Below are 20,099 nucleotides of genomic sequence, written 5' to 3' on the forward strand. Positions count from 1 at the left end.
GTCTCCAAAGATGGAGGTAACACATGGGTAAATACTGATGTACAGCAAACGGATTTAGTGGATGGTACTTATCAGTTTAAAGCTGTAGTGACGGATGTTGCAGGCAATAGTCAAAGTACGAATGTTCAAAAAGTTACTGTTGATACTGTGGTACAAACAGGCACATTAAGTCTTACAGCTTATACCGACACAGGTGAAAAAGCAGATGACTTTATTAGCCAAGACAAGAGCTTTGACCTCAGTTTGGCAGGTCAGGAAGCAGGTTCAAGTGTGGTTTACCAAGTCTCCAAAGATGGAGGTAACACATGGGCAAATACGGATGCTAAACAAACTGACTTGGTGGATGGTACTTACCAATTTAAAGCTGTGGTGACGGATGTTGCAGGCAATAGTCAAAGTACGAATGTTCAAAAAGTCACGGTTGATACAACTAAACCAATAGCAGGTACGCTTTTCTTAGGGGAATATACTGATACTGGAAGTTCAACCAATGACTTTATTAGCCAAGATAAAAGCTTTAGTTTAAATTTATTGGGGCAAGAAGCGGATACAACATTTGTATACCAAGTTTCCACTGATGGCGGTAACACATGGGTAAATACTGATGTACAGCAAACGGATTTAGCAGATGGTACTTATCAGTTTAAAGCTGTGGTGACGGATGTTGCAGGTAATACACAAACCACAAATATTCAAAAAGTCATAGTAGATACAACAGTGACAGCAGTTGCTGTTCAGGAGGCCATTCTCAATGACAATGGGCAAGATTTTACAACGACTGCTGAGGCAAATAGCACAATTAAAGTGTTTGATGATGCTAATAATGAAATAGGTAGTGCGATAGCTGATCATCTAGGTCAAGTCAATGGTCGTTTCAATAAAGTCTTTTTAAATGGAGAGAAATTACATTTTGTAGTCATCGACCAAGCAGGGAATAAGAGCACTGAAACAGTTATTCATGCACGAAAAGATCCACGAGTTCCATCTGCTGCAACAGATTTACAATTTTCAGAAAATGATTCAGGTTCAATTTTATCAGGTAAAGCTGAACCAAATACAACAATTAAAATCTATGACCAAAATGGCAATGAAGTCTATGTAAGTTGGGGAAGTAATCAGGCTAATGCAGAGGGCGTATTTAATTTAGAATTTAACACTTATTTCTTAAAAGGGCAGGAATTTACTCTTATTGTGAAAAATTCAATAGGAAATGAAAGCCCTGCGGTAATGATCACTGCACCATTGGATGATATTAAACCTGAAGTGTTAAAAGACATTGTTTTAAATGAAAATGGACGAGAGTTTATAGCGATTGCCGAAGCCAATACGAAGATTAAAGTTTTAGATGCAAATGGTAATGAAATTGGTTATGGCAGTACTGATAGTACAGGTCAGGTAACAGGATATTTCTATCAAGTTTATTTAAATGGTGAAGCGTTACATTTCATTGTTGTGGATCGTGCAGCTAATGAAAGTGATGAAACCATAAGAAATGCTGGGAAAGATATTATTGCTCCAGAGCCTGCAACAGAATTAACGCTGACCGAAGGTTATTCAGGTTCAATCCTCTCAGGTAAAGCTGAGCCAAATGCAACCATCAAAGTTTTAGATCAAGATGGTAATGAGATCTTTGAATATTGGGGAAGTTCTATCGTCAATTCAGAGGGTATTTTTAGTTTTGAATTTAAGAATTACTACTTAAAAGGACAAGAGCTTACGGTTGTTGTTATAGATGCAGCAAAAAATGAAAGTACAGCAGTGAAGATCACAGCACAATTAGATCCCCATCCACCTAAAGCCTTGGAAAACATTGTTTTAAATCCAAATGGACGAGAATTTACAGCAACGGCTGAAGAAAATACAAAAATCAAAGTTTTGGATAAAGACGGTTATGAAATAGGTTGGGGCTCTACCAACGAATTGGGGCAAGCTAGTGGTTATTTTAACCAAGTTTATTTAAATGGTGAAGTGTTACATTTCATTGTGGTAGATCGTGCAGCTAATGAAAGTGATGAAACCATAAAAAATGCTTTGACAGATATTATTCCTCCAGAGCCTGCAACAGAATTAAGTCTGACCGAAGGTTATAGTGGTTCAATCCTCTCAGGTAAAGCAGAGCCAAATGCAACCATCAAAGTTTTAGATCAAGATGGTAATGAAATCCCTGTACAGTGGGGAACTTCTAGCGTCAATTCGGAAGGTATTTTTAGTCTTGAGTTTTATGATTACTATTTAAAAGCACAGGAGCTTACGGTTGTTGTCGTAGATGCAGCAAGAAATGAAAGCACTGAGGTGAAGATTACTGCACCATTGGATGATATTAAACCTGAAGTGTTAAAAGACATTGTTTTAAATGGAAATGGTACGCAATTCGTTGCTAGTGCAGAACCTAACTCTACCATCAAAGTCTATGATAAAGAGGGCAATGAAGTAGGTTTTGGAAGTACAGGCAGTGATGGAATTGTTTATGGATATTTTAATAGCGTATTTTTAAAAGCTCAAGAACTCCATTTTGTGGTGCTTGACCGTGCAAAAAATCAAAGTCCTGAAACGATCGTTACAGCTTTGCGAGATGATATACCGCCAAATAAAGTAGAGCAGCTTGTTTTGGATACTGAAAATAATATTATTTCAGGACAGTCTGAAGCAGATACATTGATTGAGATTTTAGATCCGTACAACCAAGTGATTTTTTCAGTTAATACAAATTCTGATGGGGCTTTTTCATCTTATTTTTATTTTGATTTAAGTAAATACCAAGGATCAGATTTACAAGTTGTTGCTGTAGATCGTGCAACTAACCGTAGTGAGGTTGCTTTAGTGAGCATTCCATTAGATGACAATGGTATTGCTGCTGCAACAAATTTAACCATAGATGAAAATGGTTCTATCATTACAGGAAATGCAATAGCGGGAATGTATATAGACGTTATTGATCGTCATACAGGAAGTACAATTGGTCAGACTTATATCAGTGAGGATACTTTTAGTGTTAATTTAAATGGTAATTATTTACAGGGTCAAACTTTAGATGTGCGTGTTTATGATGGGAATGGTAAATATAGTCCAGTCACTGAAATTACAGCACCTTTAGATAATGTTGCCCCTGTCATTCAAGAATTTAATATCTCTGAAGATGGCTATTTAACCGTAAGCACTGAAAAATACAGTACGCTAAAATTAGTTGATCAAGATGGTGATAATTTAAATCTTTGGTTACAAACGGATGAAAATGGTCAGATTTATCAATATATAGGTCAAAATATTTTACCTGGTGAAGTGCTGACTGTTACAGCAACAGACTTGGCACATAATGAAAGTGAAGCAATAACCTATATTGTACAAGCGAGTCAGCATGCACCAAGCTCGCCAAGTAATGTTGTATTGATGGAAAATGGCTTAACCCTGACAGGGCAAGCAGATGCTGTAACATCAATCATTGTTTATGATGTCGTTGGTAATTATATTACTTCAGGCAGTACAGATGAATATGGGCAATTTAGCATACAGTTGAGTCAACCCTATACCAGTGGACAAGTGCTCAGAGTTGTAGCTCAAAATAACTATTTAAGTAATTATGCGGAAATTAAAGCACCTATTGATATTATTGCACCTGATGCACCAAGTGATTTGACGATTGATGCAGCGCAACAAAGTTACCAAGTTATCAAAGGGCAAACTGAAGCATTTGCCAAAGTAGAAGCTTTTAATGAAAAAGGTGAAAGTTTTGGTAATACCACTTCCGCGGATGTAGACGGTAAATTCTCATTATATCTATATGGTAATAACGGGAACGGCTATTGGAATGCTGAAACCATACAAGTTCAAGTTACTGATGCAAATGGTAATAAAAGCCCAATGGCTTCAGTTACAGCACCACTGGATCAAACTGCGCCAGAGACTGCAACCGAGTTAAAATTAAACGAAGGAACATTAACAGGTGTTGCAGAACCATGGAGTACTATAGATATCTTCTATATCTCAGGTGAACATACGCAAAATAGCTACACTGTGACGGCAAATCAAGAGGGTGTTTTTACATATAGTTTGCCTATAAATGTTTTAGATGTGCAATTTACAGTGGTTGATCGTGCTGGTAATGAAAGTCAAATGATAGCATTGTCAACAGCGGAGTTAGAGGAAAATTATAGCAAAGCATCTGTGGTTGATGAAATTCAAGTAGATAATACCACTGGACAGTTTACTGGCAATGCGACACCGAATAGCCAGATTATTGTGAGAGATATGAATGGCAATCAAATCGGAGAAGGTCGTTCAAATTATCAAGGTCAAGTGACGGGTAGTTTAAGTGTTCATACGACACAAGACCAAGAAGTGCAGTTTTTTGCAGTGTCATCATCAACATATCAGGAAGGTAGTGCATATACAATCAATGTCAGCTATGTGTATGTTCATCCTGCGCCAAATGCAGCAACTGATTTAACTTTAGATGAAACTGGGCAATTTTTACTAGGTAATACCAATTCCCCTGATGTTCGAGTTGAAGATGACAAAGGAAATATTATTGCACTTGTGAGCAGTGAAAATGGATCATTTACCGTTGATTTAGCAGGTTATCAAGGTGTTTTAAGTGTCATTGTTTCACATTCTGAATATGGCGAGAGTTTGCCTGCTCATATTGATACGAATGATTTTGTACTGATGCCAACGCATACTGTAGAAAGTCGTGCACAAGATGATATTTTTGTAGGTCATGTCAATGACAGTGACAGCGTGATTTTTAAAGTGCTAGATGCAAACAGCGCAACGGGTGGAAATGGTTTGGATACATGGCAAAACTTCCATGTTGGTGATGTCAATACGGACACAGCTGCGGATCAAATTGATCTGAGTGAGTTGTTAGATGCGCAACCGAGTGGTTGGTCAGATCCACTCACTGAAGCACAGCAATATATAGATGTTAAAATGGATAGTTCAAATAATACAGTAATCAGTATTGATAGAGATGGTAGCGGTTCGAACTATGAAATGACACAATTGTTGGTGCTGAAAAATGTAAATACATCATTAGAAGAACTTCTTCAAAATCAACAAATTTTGTTCTAAAGTATGTAAACTTAAATATTAAATGAAGAGCCTTTTAGAAGGCTCTTTTTTTTATATGAAATTAGCATTTTTAGAAAATTAGAGTTGATCATTTAACCCAATAAACTGTTTTTCAATTGGTGTAAATACATGCTCATTCCTCGCAATTAGATATAGCCCTATGTGGCGATATTGTTCAGGAATTTCCATCTTATATTGAACATTGTATTTCTGAGCCAATGATCGAGTGACCAAAGAAACCCCCATACCTAACTGTGTGAAATTCACCAGTGCTTCATAATCATTAATATGAATCATTTCACCTTTATTTAATGTGTGATCTAAATAAATTTGATCAAGCATTGTCGAATAGCAACATTCTAATGAGGTAAATAATAAATTTTGCTGATTCAATGCTTCATATAAATTTTCATAGTTGATGACATCTTTGCCAATAAGCACCAATTCATCTTTACCTTTTTGAATATATTGTAGATTTTTTTGTTCGGGATGTCCGAGTACATAAGCAAAATCAATATTTCCCTGTAAAACCTCTTGTTCCAAAAAGCCTGTAGCACCAGTTTTGATGGAAAAAGATAAATCGGGGTAAGTTGTATATAACTGACTGATTGATGGGTAGAAGCGCATACCTCCTAAACTGGTATTGGTGCCAAAACGTAAAAACTTTTCTTGTTGATGAATTTTGTTTTCAGTTTCTTCCCAAGTAAACATCATTTTTTTTGTATTGTTGATATAAATTGATCCCTGATTCTGTCAGCTCAACACCTTTCGGTTTTCGAATAAACATTTGACGATCATAATGATTTTCAATTTTTTTAATTTTAGCGGTCATGTTTGACTGTAAATAATTCAGCTTATTGGCTGCAGCTGTAATGCTTTTCATCTCCGCCACAGTAATGAATGAACGGATATCACTCATATCAATATTCATATGAATTCCTCTAATGCTGAAACAATGACATCAAAAAAAATGATGTATCTATTAAAACATAGCATTATTCATGATGTTATTAATTTTCTACACTAGAAAAACATTCCATCTGTAGAGTACAGAAAAATGAATATTCGAGTGGTAAGTGCGATCACGGTGTTGTGTCTGGTGTGGGGATCTTTATGGGGATTGATTAAATTCAGCCTACATACTTTCCCACCATTTCAATTTATCTCAGTACGCTTAATTATCGCTGCCTTAACATTGTTAATTGTCCAACGGTTTTTAAACAGATCAATCCTGCCTGAGAAAGGCGATTGGGGGAAATTACTGATTTCAAGCTTAATGTTATGTGTTGGCTTTTATGCAACTCAAACTTTTGCCATGCAATTCGTAGATTCAGGGTTATCAGCCGTATTGGTATTTACTATGCCGATCTTCATTGGTGTCTTGGCGCATTACATTTTGAAAGAACGATTGAATACCCAGAAAATTGTAGGTTTGTTTTTTGGTGTTTTGGGATTAGTTTCAATTCTTTGGACACAGCTACATGATATTCATATGAATGTTACATTACTTGGTGAACTTGGGCTGATTTTTGTTGGCTTTATGTGGGCAGCGACCACGATTTATATCAAGAAAAATTTTGCATCATATGACAAAGTGAAACTGACGATTTGGCAAATGTTGATTGGTGGCATCATTATATTATTTGGCGCTTTACTGGTTGAGCCTATTGATCTGCATATTTGGGTGAATCCATTCAATGATTCGATTTTATTTTATGTTTCAATCGTGGGTACAGGTGCTGCTTTTGCATTGTGGAATTGGATTGTTACTCAAGTTGATACCTTTGTTGCTTCAATTTCGATCATGAGTATTCCAATTTTAAGTCTACTCTTTGGTTATGTGTTTTGGGATGAACCATTAACCTTGAATATTATGATTGGTGCAGTCTTTATTTGCATAGGCATTATTTTGAGTTCAATGAAGCTAAATGGACAAATAAAAAAATCAACTTCCATAAAAGTTTAATGATCATTTGCTCATCAACCATATTGGCATAAGTTGATCTGGTTGATGATGCAGCATTTAGATTTTATGTTGCACCAATTTTGAATATTATATATTTGGATTCGTGAGATTGTAATTATGTTTTCATTGAGCATGTTTAAAGCAAAATTGTGTTAAAAGTTGAATAATTTTACAGTTTAAAAATATATTTGAAAGTTGATATGCATCTAAGAATGAGTACAAATCTTATATTTGAATACAGAAAGATTTAAATAAAAGCGCAGAGAAAATTTTCAACAGAATATTTATTCTAATTTTTAACTTTGAAAACACTTAGCTTTGAATCCAAAGTGTTAATTTGACCTTATAAAACAGTTTTGTTGCAAGATAGAGAAATTTTTATGACAAACTGAGTAAAGTTCATTCTCAAACTTTAAAAACTTCATGCTACAATATGCGCCAATCTTAGCACGGCTTAAAAGCCCTACATTTCATAGGACCTCGCTAATGTTTGCCAATATCTCTATTGCTGAATTTGACCCTGAATTAGCGCAAGCAATCTCGAATGAAGATGCTCGCCAAGAAGCGCATATTGAGTTAATCGCTTCTGAAAACTATTGCTCACCAGCAGTAATGGAAGCACAAGGCTCAAAACTCACTAACAAATATGCGGAAGGCTACCCAGGCAAACGCTATTATGGCGGTTGTGAATATGTAGACGTGATCGAACAATTGGCAATTGATCGTGCTAAAGAATTATTCGGCGCTGACTATGCAAACGTTCAACCACATGCGGGTTCACAAGCAAACTCAGCAGTTTACTTAGCGCTTCTTAACCCAGGTGACACTGTATTGGGTATGAGCCTTGCGCATGGTGGTCACTTGACTCACGGTGCAAAAGTCAGCTTCTCTGGTAAAACATATAACGCTGTTCAGTATGGTTTAAATCCTGAAACTGGCGAAATCGACTATGAAGAAGTTGAACGTTTAGCAATCGAGCACAAGCCACGTATGATCGTGGCTGGTTTCTCTGCATATAGCCAAATCGTAGATTGGCAACGTTTCCGTGATATCGCAGACAAAGTGGGCGCATATTTATTCGTAGATATGGCACATGTTGCAGGTCTAGTTGCTGCGGGTGTTTACCCAAGTCCAGTACAAATTGCTGATGTAACAACAACGACTACACATAAAACTTTACGTGGTCCACGTTCTGGCTTAATTCTTGCGAAAGCAAACGAAGAAATCGAGAAGAAATTACAGTCAGCTGTATTCCCTGGTAACCAAGGTGGTCCTTTGGTTCATGCTGTTGCTGCAAAAGCAATCTGCTTTAAAGAAGCGATGTTGCCAGAATATAAAGAATATCAAAAACAAGTGGTTGTAAATGCTAAAGCAATGGCTGAAGTGTTGATCGCACGTGGTTATGATGTGGTTTCAGGTGGTACTGAAAACCATTTATTCTTATTATCTTTGATCAAACAAGATGTAACAGGTAAAGAGGCTGATGCTTGGTTAGGTGCAGCTCATATTACTGTGAACAAAAACTCTGTACCAAATGATCCACGTTCTCCATTTGTCACTTCAGGTATCCGTATCGGTACACCTGCGGTAACAACACGTGGTTTTGGTGAGGCAGAAGTACGTGATCTTGCAGGTTGGATCGCTGATATTTTAGATGCAAAAGGTGATGAAGCTGTCATCAATACAGTAAAAGCAAAAGTTGAAACTGTATGCGCTAAATTCCCAGTTTATGCAAAATAAGCATTGACTTGAGAAGCCCCTCTCGAGGGGCTTTTTTTATAACTTTGAAAAAGTAAGTGGGTTATTCAATTGTCATATTTTCTGTTATAAGAGAAAGTTAGACATTTAAATTTTTAATTGCTGTTGCTCGTTCATCACATGAATTAAAGGAAGTGAAGTACATGGCTCAACCAAAGATTATTATTACAGAACAGGATCTACATCGTTTAGAAACGATGCTTGAACATCAAACGAAATTAACACCAACGATGGCACATTTAGAAGATGAATTGGCACGTGCAGATGTCGTTGCACCACAAGAAATCCCAGCCAATATCGTGACCATGAATGCTAAAGTGTTGATTACTATTGCACCTGCAACAGAAGCAACAGAAATTACTTTGGTATATCCACATGACTTTAAGGGGGATAAAGGTCAAGTGAATATTCTTGCACCGATTGGCGCTGCGATTATTGGTTTGGCTGAAGGTCAAGAAATTGAATGGCCACAACCCGATGGTCATACCATGAAAGTCAAGATAGAAAAAGTTCTTTATCAACCTGAGCGTGAAGGGAACTTCATCTAAGTATTTAAAGCCATCGTGACGATGGCTTTATATTTTTGCAGATCGAATAAATTTAATTCGATAGTTAAAATGCAGTTTGAGCTTTTAATTCCAAATATGCTTTTAAATCATTTGGATAATTCTGAATAAGTGCTAGAAAAAGACTTTTATTGCCTTGATATAAAGCACGAGTTGCTTCTTCATAATTTGGCATATTACCAAGCATTGCTGACATAAAACGGTCAGTACTTTGTTTCGCTAACATGATATTACTTTCAGATGTTGGATCATTTAGTTCCTTATCAATCAATTTACGAATCACAGCAGATGCACTCGCACTTTGCTGATCTAGCCAATTCCAATGTTTTTGTTGCAGGGTAATTTCACGAGAAATTACGCCTAATTTGGGACGTCCAACTTTTTTAACTTCTTCGACTTTCGCATAACGTTGTTTTAAATCATCTTCAGAACCTGAAAGATCGAGGTCAATTTGTTGACCTGTTTGGTCATTAAAAATCAGATAACTTATCTCAGGTTGCTTTTGCAGTGTTAAAGCGACATGAAATAAAGAGTCTGTAATGATACGGAGATCTCCATGGAAGGCGGTATAGTAATTTTCAAGATACATTTTAAGCTCACATAAAAAATAATTTTATCAGGGTAAAAATAGATAGCGATTGAATATTATCAGGGTAAAACTAAAAAATAAACACAATTTTATTATTTCTGTGCAATTTCTTTTGAAAAATATGGAGTAAAGAAAGAGTAGGAGTGGTTTATTTTATTCTAAAGATATATTAAGATATATCTTAATTATTCTTAGCATAGATTTTTAGTGATGAATAAAGCAGATGCTCCGCAATTTTTAATACCTGTAGAAAATATCGAAAGCCCACGTAAACAACGCTTATTTGAATCAGGGCATATGAAGTTATTGGTACTGTATTTAGTTCAACAAGCGCCTAAGCATGGCTATGAACTAATGAAAGATATTGGAGAAATTGTTGGCGGTGGTTATAGCCCAAGTGCGGGAACGATCTATCCAACGTTAAATTATTTAGAAGATATGCAATTTATTTCTGCACAAAAAACAGCAGGTCGTAAGCAATACAGCATCGAGCCTGAAGGTGGTCGTTATTTAGAAACACAGCAAGTGCAGTTGCAGCAAGTTTTAGATCGCTTTGAAACGAGACGAGAAATTCAAAATAACCAACAGCTTATAGATATTCGCCGTGCGATGGAAAATCTAAAAACAGCATTAAAACTCAAGTTGAAAACAGACTCAATGACAGCCGAACAAGTGCGGAATATTGCTGAAAAAATTGATCATGCTGCTATTGAAATCGGTCGTTTATAAACGAGGAGAGAGCTTATGAAACAACATCAATATCAAATTACAGTAGAACATCTCGCAGATGCAAAAGGGCAGCCTTCCACATATAGTGAACCTTTACAGTTTAAGGTTGGCAATCATGATGACATTTTTAGAGTTTTACAGTTTGTAGAAAATACACAATTATTTGATCCTGAAACAACGAAATCATTTACTGTTGGGTTGAAACTTTTTGGTGAAGTTTTATTAGAAAATAAAGATTTGCCTTTATTTAAAGATTTTATGCCTGAATTTATTCAGTTTATGAAAAGATTAAAGCAATCTCAACCAGCAGAAAATTAAAGAAATAGGTAATATAAATTTTTATGGTATTTCCCAAGTTTCATCCTAAACATCTCGCATGGCTCATGCCATTGATCCTTTCAGGCTTAATGAGTGCTTCGATTTCTTGTTTTAATGTCTTGTTAAATCGAGGTTGGAATGCTGATTTTTTCAATATTTGGCTACACAGTTGGACAATGTCGTGGTTGATTGCATTTCCTCTAATTTTAATTTTCTTGCCTTTGGTACGGAAGTTTTTAATGCAATTTGTGCATATCCCTGATTAAGCTCTATGAAATGTATGGTTGTAAAATACGATGCATTTCAGTCAAGCTTTTTACCCCTGCAATACGTTGCATGATTTGTCCATTTTCAAAGATTAAAGTCGAAGGTAGACCATAAACGTGATATCGCAAAGTCAGAATCGGAGATTGATCAATATTGACTTTACCAAATTTAATTTCAGGATGTGACACAGAAAACTGCTTAGCAAACTGTTCAAAGAGAGGAAAATTTTGTACACAAGGTACACACCAATCTGCATAAAAGCGAATCACCGCAATTCCTTCAAACCATTCAAAATCTTGAAAATTATTTTCTGAATATTCTGTGATGATTGGCATGGTGAAGTTCCTTGATTTAATTTATACGACTTCGTGTTTATTGCATTGTCCAGCGTAGATCAAGCTGGGCATGCTGTGTATATTCATCAACTGACGCTTTTACGATCTGGAAACCATGGTGGTGATAAAACTGTACAGCAGTTGTATTTTCAGTATAAACCTGTAAATCCAATGCAGTAGACTGTTGTTGAGTAAATTTCAAAAGTTTTGACCCGAAGCCTTGCCCTTGAAAAGCAGGTGCAACAAATAGTGCTGCTAAAAAATATTCTGTACTTATATCTGTTTTTAATAGAGATGCAAAACCAAGTATATTGCACTTAGATACAATCACATAGTTTTCAGCCATAGGTAAATAGACATTACGCATATTGTCTAATTGTTCTTGCCAAAAATGGATAGGGATAAAATGATGGGCTTGAATGGATGCTTCTAGCCAGATGTGTAGAATTTGTTCAATATCTGTGGAATGAGCTTGTCTAATCAAGAACATAGGTTTGAATATCAATTTTTAAAATAACCAATTGATTATACATAAGTCCACTGTTATTCAAACTGCAGCAGCTTTATGTTCAAATAGAGAAAACTTGAAAAGTCATGAATAGGGAAAACTGATGTCACAAGCAACGATGCAACACATTATTATTACTGAACCAGGTGGAGTGGAAAAACTTGCCTATGAAGAGGTAAATATTCCACAGGCAAAATCTGATGAAGTCTTAGTTAAAGTACATGCCTTCGGAATTAACCGTCCTGATATTTTACAGCGCCAAGGTTTATATCCGATGCCAAAAGGTGTCACACCTGTGCCAGGTTTGGAAGTTGCAGGTGAAATTGTTGCGGTGGGGAGTGATGTCACTCAGTTTCAAGTTGGTGACAAAGTTTGTGGTTTAACCAATGGTGGTGGTTATGCAGAATATTGTGTTGTGCCTGAAAGCCAGACCATTCATATTCCACAAGGTGTAAGTTTTGTTCAAGCTGCCGCTATTCCTGAAACATTTTTTACTGTTTGGGCAAATGTATTCCAAATGGGTAATGCCAAAGCTGGTGAAACCGTGCTTGTGCATGGCGGTGCGAGTGGAATCGGTACAACTGCATTAATGTTATGTCAGTCTTTGGGATTAAAAAGTTTTGCGACAGTGGGCTCGGATGAGAAAGTACATGCTATTGCTGATCTAACTGATGCGATTAATTATAAAACTCAAGATTTTGAACAAGTCATTAATGAAAAAACGGACAATGGTGGTGTGGATATTATCCTTGATATGGTTGGTGCGCCTTATTTAGAAAAAAATCTTAATCTGTTACGCCGTGATGGACGTTTGGTCTATATCGCATTTTTAGGTGGAGCAAAAGCCAAAGAGGTGAAATTGGGTCAAATCATGATGAAGCGTTTGACCATTACAGGTTCAACGATGCGCGCTCGTAATACTGCTGAAAAAGCTGCTATTGCACAAGGTTTGATGGAAAATGTTGCACCACTTTGGGCAAAAGGTGAATGCTTGCCGATGATTTATCGCACGTTTAAATTTGATCAAATTCAGGATGCACATGCGATCATGGATACAGGTGAACATATTGGTAAAGTTGTGGTTGAAGTGCTTTAAAAGTTTGATGCATTTGACGATTAAAAACCTCTAAATCTGTGCCGTGTAGGAGAATTCCACTTACACGGACAGATGATCTGGATTGAGAGATATAATGTTGAATATCATTGCTACAATTCTCAAATTTTAACTCTGATTTAATTTTAAAATTATGCGAAAATAAGCATTCAAATTTTTTTGTATTTTTAGGACTCCCATGACAGATTCTTCTGCATCACTCAGCGATATTGAAATTTTAGATATTTTACAGTCAATGAAATCTGACGAATTAAATATCGAAGCACAAAAAATCATTCGTGAAGGCGGAAAAGCAGGGCGTCAGGAAGCACATAAACAAGCATTGGTAGCACTACATCAAAGCTTTGAAGATAAGTTTGTTGAAGCAGTAACAATGGCTTTACATTTAAATGAAGCACAAGCGAAAAAAATTCGTTATAAAAAAGATCGTATTCGTATTTTAAAAGCCAAAGGCATTGATTATTTAGCCATTGATGGTGCGGAAACAGCACAAGTTTTAGGGCAAGTTGCACAAGCGATTTTACGTGAAGATGCTACAGTCACGCATGATTTGCATAATATTTTCCCTTTCTGGAAAGAAGGCTGGCCAATGGTGCAATTTGATAGTGCATATAAGTTGTTAGATGAAGATATTAATATTCATTATCAAGCAGTATTAGATCGTTTGATTGAAAAGCATTAATGTTTAGTTTGAAATAACATTTTGGATGGATCAGATAGTCCATTTTCATTGTTTACTTTAAAGAAGCTCTAAATTTAGAGCTTCTTTTTTATATTATTGATTTGTTTCATCTGTGGCTGGCTCGGCTTCACTTCTTTCAAGTAAGCGAGTCACCAGTAATTGGTCGATTTTAAAATGATCGACATCTACAACTTCAAATTTATAAGCATCAAAAATTACGGTATCAGCAGGACGAGGAATCTTACGCAATTTGTACATCATAAAGCCTGCCAGTGTTTCATAGTTTTCTTCATCAGGCATTTCATCAAGTGCTAATGCATGTTTTAAATCTTCAATTGGTGTACTACCATCAATCAACCAAGAATTATTATCACGTTTAATGATTTGTTGGTCTTCTTCAATCGGTGTAACCCAATCCCCCATTACTGTGATCATAATATCTGAAAGGGTAATCACACCAACCACTAAGGCATATTCATTAATTACCACTGCAAATTTTTCTTTGGTAGAACGAAAACGGTCAAGCAGTTCAGACAAGGTTAAAGTATCAGGGATGGTTAAAACATTACGAATGGTGTTTTCATTCAGTTGTAATAAAGATTGATTATTTAAAATACGCACTAAAATATCTTTAGAATCCACATAACCAATCACATCATCAATATTGTTATTGCACACTAAAAACTTCGAATAAGGATATTCTGCAAGTTTTTGGCGAATACTTTCTTCAGACTCTTTTAATGTGAAAAATACAACATTTTCACGTGTGGTCATGCTAGATGGAACATTACGTTCCTCAAGTTCAAATACATTTTCAATAAAATGGTGTTCTTGTTTCTGTAAAACGCCCGCTTGTGCACCAGCATCCATGACGGCTGAAATATCATCAAAAGTGATATTGTCATCACGTGTAGTATTGACTTTAAATAAACGAAATAACAAATTGGCGATCATGTTGATAAACCATGCCAATGGTTTACACACTACGATAAAAATTTGAATGGGTTCAATGACAGAAACTGCAATTTTTTCAGGTGCAATCATTGCCAAGCGTTTTGGCATCAGATCTGCAAATAAAATAAATAATGAAGTCACTAAGGTAAATGACAAAGAGAAGCTAATCGTGTCTGCCCATGGACCTGTATAAAAACGTGAAACAAATTCAAGGAAGTAAGGACGGAAAGCCCCTTCACCTAAAATACCTCCTAAGATGGCAACGGCATTTAAACCAATTTGTGAGGCTGCAAAAAAATCTGCTGAATTTTCTTGTAAATCAAGAACTTTCTGTGCTCTTTCATCACCAGATTCTGCAAGGATTTTTAGCTTAACTTTACGTGCACCTGCCAATGCAATCTCCGTTAAGGATAAAAAACCAGCACCTGCGATGAGGAGTACCATGATGATAATATTTTGAAAGAGGCTCACGAATCCACCTGTGGATCTTGATTATTATGAATATTTTTAACACAAAAGCACAAAGAGAATAAATTAATTATACTCTTTGGTGCTTAGTATAAGCTGAAAATGCAGAATCTTATAAATTAAGATGATTAATAATGTGAAAACTGCGAATTATTTAACATGAATTCACGATTTTCTTCTTCAATCATTTGACGAGCAACATAGAGGATGAGTTGGCGTAACCAACGATGTGCAGGATGATGATGCAGTAGCGGACACCATGCCATTTTCAACTCAAACTCTGGAATATAAAAAGGTGGGTCTTTGATCAATAAATTTTGACTTTTTGCTTGCAAACGTGCAATGCGGGTTGGTAGTGTTGCGACCAAATCGACATTGGATGCCAATAAAGCAGGCATTTGATAATGACGGGTAAAAACAGAGATTTTACGCTTTTGACCAATACGTTCTAGAGCTTGATCGATCCAGCCTAAACCTGCTTGTTTCTCAGGATTAACACCGAAACCTACACCCATTCCAGTTTTAGACACCCAGATATGCTGTGCATCTAAATAGCTTTTTAGGTTGAGGTTATTGGCAGCAGGATGCTTACCATTTAACAGACATGAAAAGCTGTCACGCCATACCAAAACTTGATGGAAACTTTGCGGAATTTCATTAAAACGATTAATCGCCAAATCAACTTTGCCTTGTTCCATGTCACGATAAGACACATCACTTGGAGTTAGAAAGTCAAGTACGACATTCGGTGCTTCAGAGCGTAAAGCTTTTACAAGACGAGGTACTAAAGTCGCTTCAGCATAATCTGAAGTCATGATGCGGAAAACACGATTTGAGGTATAAGGTCGAAACTCAGTACGAGGTTCTAAAATCATCGACAAATCAGACAGTGCATCACGAATACGAGGCTGTAATTCTAAAGCACGTTCTGTTGGGGTCATCCCTTCAGAAGAACGAATCAGGAGTGGATCATTAAACAAATTACGCAAACGGCGTAAAATATTACTCATTGCAGGTTGAGTGACACCTAATTGCTCTGCTGCACGTGTAACATTTTTTTCACGTAGCAACACATCAAGGTAAATTAAGAGATTGAGATCAACCCGCTCAAGATTCATATAAAAAATACCGAAAATAAATTTTTAAAATCACGAGGATTATGCCATAAGCAAATAGTTTTGTGTTAAATCGTGATGAAAAAACATATTTTAGATTTTGATTGCTGAGCCATTAAATATAAATAAAAGGCTAGCTAAGAGAAAGTCGTATTCATAAAAAATATGTTGCAAGCGATTGAACATATGATCTTGTTCTTAAAGCAGCAAAATATGATGAATAAAATAGGCAAATAAATAACATCTAAAATGAGAGATAAAAGGAAAGAGCATTCGTTCAGCATTTATTTTGCTTAAAATATATACTTAGAAAATTTAAAAATGGAAGTATGCAAGGAAAATGTAACCAAGCTCGACTTAAGTCTAATGCAGATAAAATGGACGAATCGTATTAATTGTAAGCAAAAAATTCAATGAGTATATTTATTTAAATATATAAAAAACAATTATTTAATAAATTGAAACATAATTATAATAAGACTTTGATCTATATATTTTTTAAATAAATACTGAGAATTAACGCAAAATATTGGATTAATTTTAGGAGTCAATCTAAGCTAAGTTCATAACAACGAAGCGTACTAAATCTGAACAAATAGACAGTACTAGATTTAGCGATTCGATGGGATGAAATCCTAATATTATTACAGGAACATATCATGTCTACATATTTATCAGCGATTGAAGCAATCCGCGAATTAAAAGCAAAATTCGGTGCAACTTGGCGCGATATTAGCCCAGAAGACGCTGCGCGTATGCAAATGCAAAACCAATTCAAAACTGGTTTAGACATCGCTAAATACACAGCTGCTATTATGCGTCGTGATATGGCTGCTTATGATGCAGACTCAAGCAAATACACTCAATCATTAGGTTGCTGGCACGGTTTCATTGCGCAACAAAAAATGATTGCGAACAAAAAATACTTCGGCACTACTGAGCGTCGTTACATCTACCTTTCTGGTTGGATGGTTGCTGCTCTTCGTTCAGAATTCGGTCCACTTCCTGACCAATCTATGCACGAAAAAACTTCAGTACCTGCTTTGATCGAAGAAATCTATACATTCCTTCGTCAAGCTGATGCGAAAGAATTAAACGATTTGTTCCGTGCGCTTAAAAAAGCAAACGAAGCTGGTGATACTGCTAAAGCTGCTGAAATCACTGCTCAAATCGACGGTTTCCAAACTCACGTTGTGCCAATTATTGCTGACATCGATGCTGGTTTCGGTAACGAAGAAGCGACTTACTTACTTGCTCGTAAAATGATCGAAGCTGGTGCTTGTGCACTACAAATCGAAAACCAAGTATCTGACGCTAAACAATGTGGTCACCAAGCTGGTAAAGTAACTGTTCCACACGAAGACTTCATCGCTAAAATCCATGCATTGCGTTATGCATTCTTAGAAATGGGTCTTGACGACGGTATCATCGTTGCACGTACTGACTCTGAAGGCGCTGACTTGACTCAAAAAATCCCAGTGGTTAAAGAGCCAGGCGACATCGCTTCTCAATACATCAGCTACTTAGATACAACTGAAATCAGCATCGAAGAAGCGCAAGAAGACGAAATCTTGATCAAACGTGATGGCAAATTACACCGTCCTAAGCGTTTAGCTTCTGGCTTGTATCAGTTCCGTGCTGACACTCAAATTGACCGTGTTGTACTTGACTGTGTGTCTAGCTTACAAAATGGTGCGGATCTTCTTTGGATCGAAACTGCGACTCCAAACGTTGAAGAAATCGCTCACATGGTTAACCGTGTTAAAGAAGTTGTTCCAAATGCGAAACTTGTTTATAACAACTCTCCATCGTTCAACTGGACTTTAAACTTCCGTCAACAAGCTTACGACCGTTGGGTTGCTGAAGGTAAAGACGTTTCTGCTTACGACCGTGCTAAATTAATGAGCGCTGAGTACGATGCAACTGAATTAGCTGCTGATGCTGATGAAAAAGTTCGTACATTCCAAGCTGATGCTTCTCGTGAAGCAGGTGTGTTCCATCACTTGATCACACTTCCGACTTACCACACAGCTGCTCTTTCTACGCATGAGCTTGCTCAAGGTTACTTCGGCGACCAAGGTATGCTTGCTTATGTTGCTGGCGTTCAACGTAAAGAAATCCGCGGTACAATTTCTTGTGTTAAACACCAAGCAATGGCTGGTTCAGACATCGGTGATGATCACAAAGAAATCTTCTCTGGTGACAACGCTCTTAAAGCGCATGATGATGCTAAAAATACAATGAACCAATTTGCTGCTCACTAAGCACTGATTTGATTCAAAAAGAAACCCTGCGAAAGCAGGGTTTTTTGTGGGCTGGATATTGATAAGGAAAAGATCATTTATATTGGGTCTTGATAAACTTCAAAAATATGTGAAATAAGCCACATTTAAACGAATTATTACAAAAAAGTATCAGGTCTATTTTTTAATCTTAATTCTCGATATATGCAAAATTTAAGACAAAATTTTGTGAATTTAAGCATAAGCTTTATAGAATAATCAGTGTGGAAAAGATAATTTACAAATGTGATTTAATTGTTTGAAAATTAGGCGAATTAAATTTTTATATTATGGCGGTATTGTTACAATCCGCAAAATTTTATATTTATAAGTATGGTGTTTTGATGTTCGAAAAATTAGCTGAACAAAGTCTTGGGGCAATGGGGTGGGAGATTGATAATCATTGGGATTTAACCATTGATCAATGTGTGATGATTGCTGCACCACATACCAGTAATTGGGATGCTTTATATGCACGTTTAGCATTAAAAGCATTAGGGGTAAATGTACGATTGACCATCAAAGACAGCTATATGAAATTGCCTTTTGGTCCATTTGTACGTGCTATGGGTGGCATAGGTATTGATCGCAGTCCAAAAAAAGAAGGTGAGGCTCGTCCAAGTATGGTCGAGTTAATGACAGATTTATTTAAAACGCATCCAAAATTGGTGATGTTGGTTACGCCTGAAGGTACACGTGCCAAACAAGAAAAATGGAAAACAGGTTTTTATCATGTTGCGGTGAATGCAGGTGTGCCGATTGCACTGGCATATATGGATTATGATAAGAAGAAAACAGGCATTGGTAAAATTGTTTATCCATCTGGGGATTATGAAAAAGATATGGCGGAAATCATGGCATTTTATGCACAGATTAATCCGAAATTTCCTGAGTTATTTAGTGTAGATAAGCGTTATTTTTCAGAAGAATAAGATGTGTAAAAAGACAGAGATTGCTCTGTCTTTTTTTAATTATTTATGCTGAACAATGACTAACTTTTAAGTATTTTCATTGATTTGCGTGGATGTATTTTCACTTTGTATACCACCTAAAGCTTCACATGCAGATTTATAGACATCATATTGTTGTTGTATAACATGGTCTAAAGGAATTTTAAATAATACATCGCCTGATTTATAGCTGTCGATATAAGAGCTTGCTTTTTCACGACTCACTGCTAAAGCACGTTCGTGATAAGAGGTAATTGGGCTATGGGCTAATTCTGCACTTTCTATATTTTTGCATTCAAATTGGTTCAGCAATTTTTCTGCTGATTTTATTTCGCTAGATGTACCAATCGCACAAGCGGTTAAGATGAGGCTTAAACCAAGCAAAAATGAGAATTTCATCACAAAAATAATATAAAAATGAGGACAAAAAT

The 20,099-nt window shown here is 36.3% G+C and carries 17 protein-coding genes and 1 pseudogene; 11 read left to right on the forward strand and 7 right to left on the reverse strand.

Annotated features, from left to right (window positions below; genetic code table 11):
* Positions 1-5,067: Ig-like domain-containing protein (locus AVJ19_RS14425; RefSeq protein WP_171334222.1), on the forward strand; the 5,067-nt coding region annotated here is incomplete at its 5' end.
* A gap of 78 nt (positions 5,068-5,145) precedes the next feature.
* Here AVJ19_RS14425 and AVJ19_RS14430 read toward each other — a convergent pair.
* Positions 5,146-5,998, reverse strand: a pseudogene (locus AVJ19_RS14430) (LysR family transcriptional regulator).
* 126 nt (positions 5,999-6,124) lie between these two features.
* Between AVJ19_RS14430 and AVJ19_RS14435 the strand changes: the two are divergent.
* The 3 genes from AVJ19_RS14435 (at position 6,125) to rnk (ending at position 9,339) form a co-directional block, all read left to right on the forward strand.
* Positions 6,125-7,033 (forward strand): DMT family transporter, encoded by a 909-nt coding sequence (locus AVJ19_RS14435; RefSeq protein WP_111860365.1) that lies wholly within the window; start codon positions 6,125-6,127, stop codon positions 7,031-7,033.
* 486 nt (positions 7,034-7,519) lie between these two features.
* Positions 7,520-8,773: a serine hydroxymethyltransferase gene (glyA, locus tag AVJ19_RS14440; RefSeq protein ID WP_111860366.1), complete on the forward strand. Its 1,254-nt coding sequence runs from the start codon at positions 7,520-7,522 to the stop codon at positions 8,771-8,773.
* 161 nt (positions 8,774-8,934) lie between these two features.
* A complete protein-coding gene (gene rnk, locus AVJ19_RS14445; protein WP_111860367.1) occupies positions 8,935-9,339 on the forward strand; it encodes a nucleoside diphosphate kinase regulator in 405 nt (134 codons plus the stop codon).
* A gap of 64 nt (positions 9,340-9,403) precedes the next feature.
* On the opposite strand, the gene AVJ19_RS14450 is transcribed toward rnk, so the two are convergent.
* Positions 9,404-9,946: a DUF2239 family protein gene (locus tag AVJ19_RS14450; RefSeq protein ID WP_111860368.1), complete on the reverse strand. Its 543-nt coding sequence runs from the start codon at positions 9,944-9,946 to the stop codon at positions 9,404-9,406.
* A 210-nt stretch (positions 9,947-10,156) separates the two neighbouring features.
* On the opposite strand from AVJ19_RS14450, the gene AVJ19_RS14455 reads away from it, so the two are divergent.
* The 3 genes from AVJ19_RS14455 to AVJ19_RS14465 are packed head-to-tail and all read left to right on the forward strand — an operon-like array spanning position 10,157 to position 11,259.
* Complete coding sequence (locus tag AVJ19_RS14455) at positions 10,157-10,675, forward strand: PadR family transcriptional regulator (protein ID WP_111860369.1); 519 nt, start codon at positions 10,157-10,159, stop codon at positions 10,673-10,675.
* A gap of 15 nt (positions 10,676-10,690) precedes the next feature.
* Positions 10,691-10,993: a DUF3861 domain-containing protein gene (locus tag AVJ19_RS14460; RefSeq protein WP_111860370.1), complete on the forward strand. Its 303-nt coding sequence runs from the start codon at positions 10,691-10,693 to the stop codon at positions 10,991-10,993.
* Between the two features lie 23 nt (positions 10,994-11,016).
* Positions 11,017-11,259 (forward strand): DUF2798 domain-containing protein, encoded by a 243-nt coding sequence (locus tag AVJ19_RS14465; protein WP_111860371.1) that lies wholly within the window; start codon positions 11,017-11,019, stop codon positions 11,257-11,259.
* Between the two features lie 3 nt (positions 11,260-11,262).
* Here AVJ19_RS14465 and AVJ19_RS14470 read toward each other — a convergent pair whose 3' ends face one another.
* Both AVJ19_RS14470 and AVJ19_RS14475 read right to left on the reverse strand, forming a co-directional pair.
* Complete coding sequence (locus AVJ19_RS14470) at positions 11,263-11,595, reverse strand: thioredoxin family protein (protein ID WP_111860372.1); 333 nt, start codon at positions 11,593-11,595, stop codon at positions 11,263-11,265.
* Between the two features lie 37 nt (positions 11,596-11,632).
* Complete coding sequence (locus tag AVJ19_RS14475) at positions 11,633-12,085, reverse strand: N-acetyltransferase (RefSeq protein WP_111860373.1); 453 nt, start codon at positions 12,083-12,085, stop codon at positions 11,633-11,635.
* Positions 12,086-12,206: 121 nt separating this feature from the next.
* On the opposite strand from AVJ19_RS14475, the gene AVJ19_RS14480 reads away from it, so the two are divergent.
* Positions 12,207-13,199, forward strand: coding sequence for an NAD(P)H-quinone oxidoreductase (locus AVJ19_RS14480; RefSeq protein WP_111860374.1), 993 nt, complete (start codon positions 12,207-12,209; stop codon positions 13,197-13,199).
* 196 nt (positions 13,200-13,395) lie between these two features.
* Entirely contained in the window at positions 13,396-13,899 is a 504-nt protein-coding gene (locus AVJ19_RS14485; protein ID WP_111860375.1) for a hypothetical protein, read from the forward strand.
* A 93-nt stretch (positions 13,900-13,992) separates the two neighbouring features.
* Here AVJ19_RS14485 and AVJ19_RS14490 read toward each other — a convergent pair whose 3' ends face one another.
* On the reverse strand, positions 13,993-15,324 hold the full coding sequence (locus AVJ19_RS14490; protein ID WP_111860376.1) for a hemolysin family protein: 1,332 nt from the start codon (positions 15,322-15,324) through the stop codon (positions 13,993-13,995).
* Positions 15,325-15,449: 125 nt separating this feature from the next.
* On the reverse strand, positions 15,450-16,439 hold the full coding sequence (locus AVJ19_RS14495; RefSeq protein ID WP_111860377.1) for a LysR family transcriptional regulator: 990 nt from the start codon (positions 16,437-16,439) through the stop codon (positions 15,450-15,452).
* Between the two features lie 656 nt (positions 16,440-17,095).
* Between AVJ19_RS14495 and AVJ19_RS14500 the strand changes: the two genes are divergently transcribed.
* Both AVJ19_RS14500 and AVJ19_RS14505 read left to right on the forward strand, forming a co-directional pair.
* On the forward strand, positions 17,096-18,700 hold the full coding sequence (locus tag AVJ19_RS14500; RefSeq protein WP_111860378.1) for an isocitrate lyase: 1,605 nt from the start codon (positions 17,096-17,098) through the stop codon (positions 18,698-18,700).
* A gap of 362 nt (positions 18,701-19,062) precedes the next feature.
* Complete coding sequence (locus AVJ19_RS14505; protein ID WP_111860397.1) at positions 19,063-19,650, forward strand: 1-acyl-sn-glycerol-3-phosphate acyltransferase; 588 nt, start codon at positions 19,063-19,065, stop codon at positions 19,648-19,650.
* Positions 19,651-19,716: 66 nt separating this feature from the next.
* On the opposite strand, the gene AVJ19_RS14510 is transcribed toward AVJ19_RS14505, so the two are convergent.
* The gene (locus tag AVJ19_RS14510; protein ID WP_111860398.1) at positions 19,717-20,067 is read right to left on the reverse strand and encodes a hypothetical protein; all 351 of its coding nucleotides are present in this window, start codon (positions 20,065-20,067) and stop codon (positions 19,717-19,719) included.
* Positions 20,068-20,099: the final 32 nt, after the last annotated feature.

It is taken from the genome of Acinetobacter sp. CFCC 10889 (assembly GCF_003268395.1).
GTDB lineage: Bacteria > Pseudomonadota > Gammaproteobacteria > Pseudomonadales > Moraxellaceae > Acinetobacter.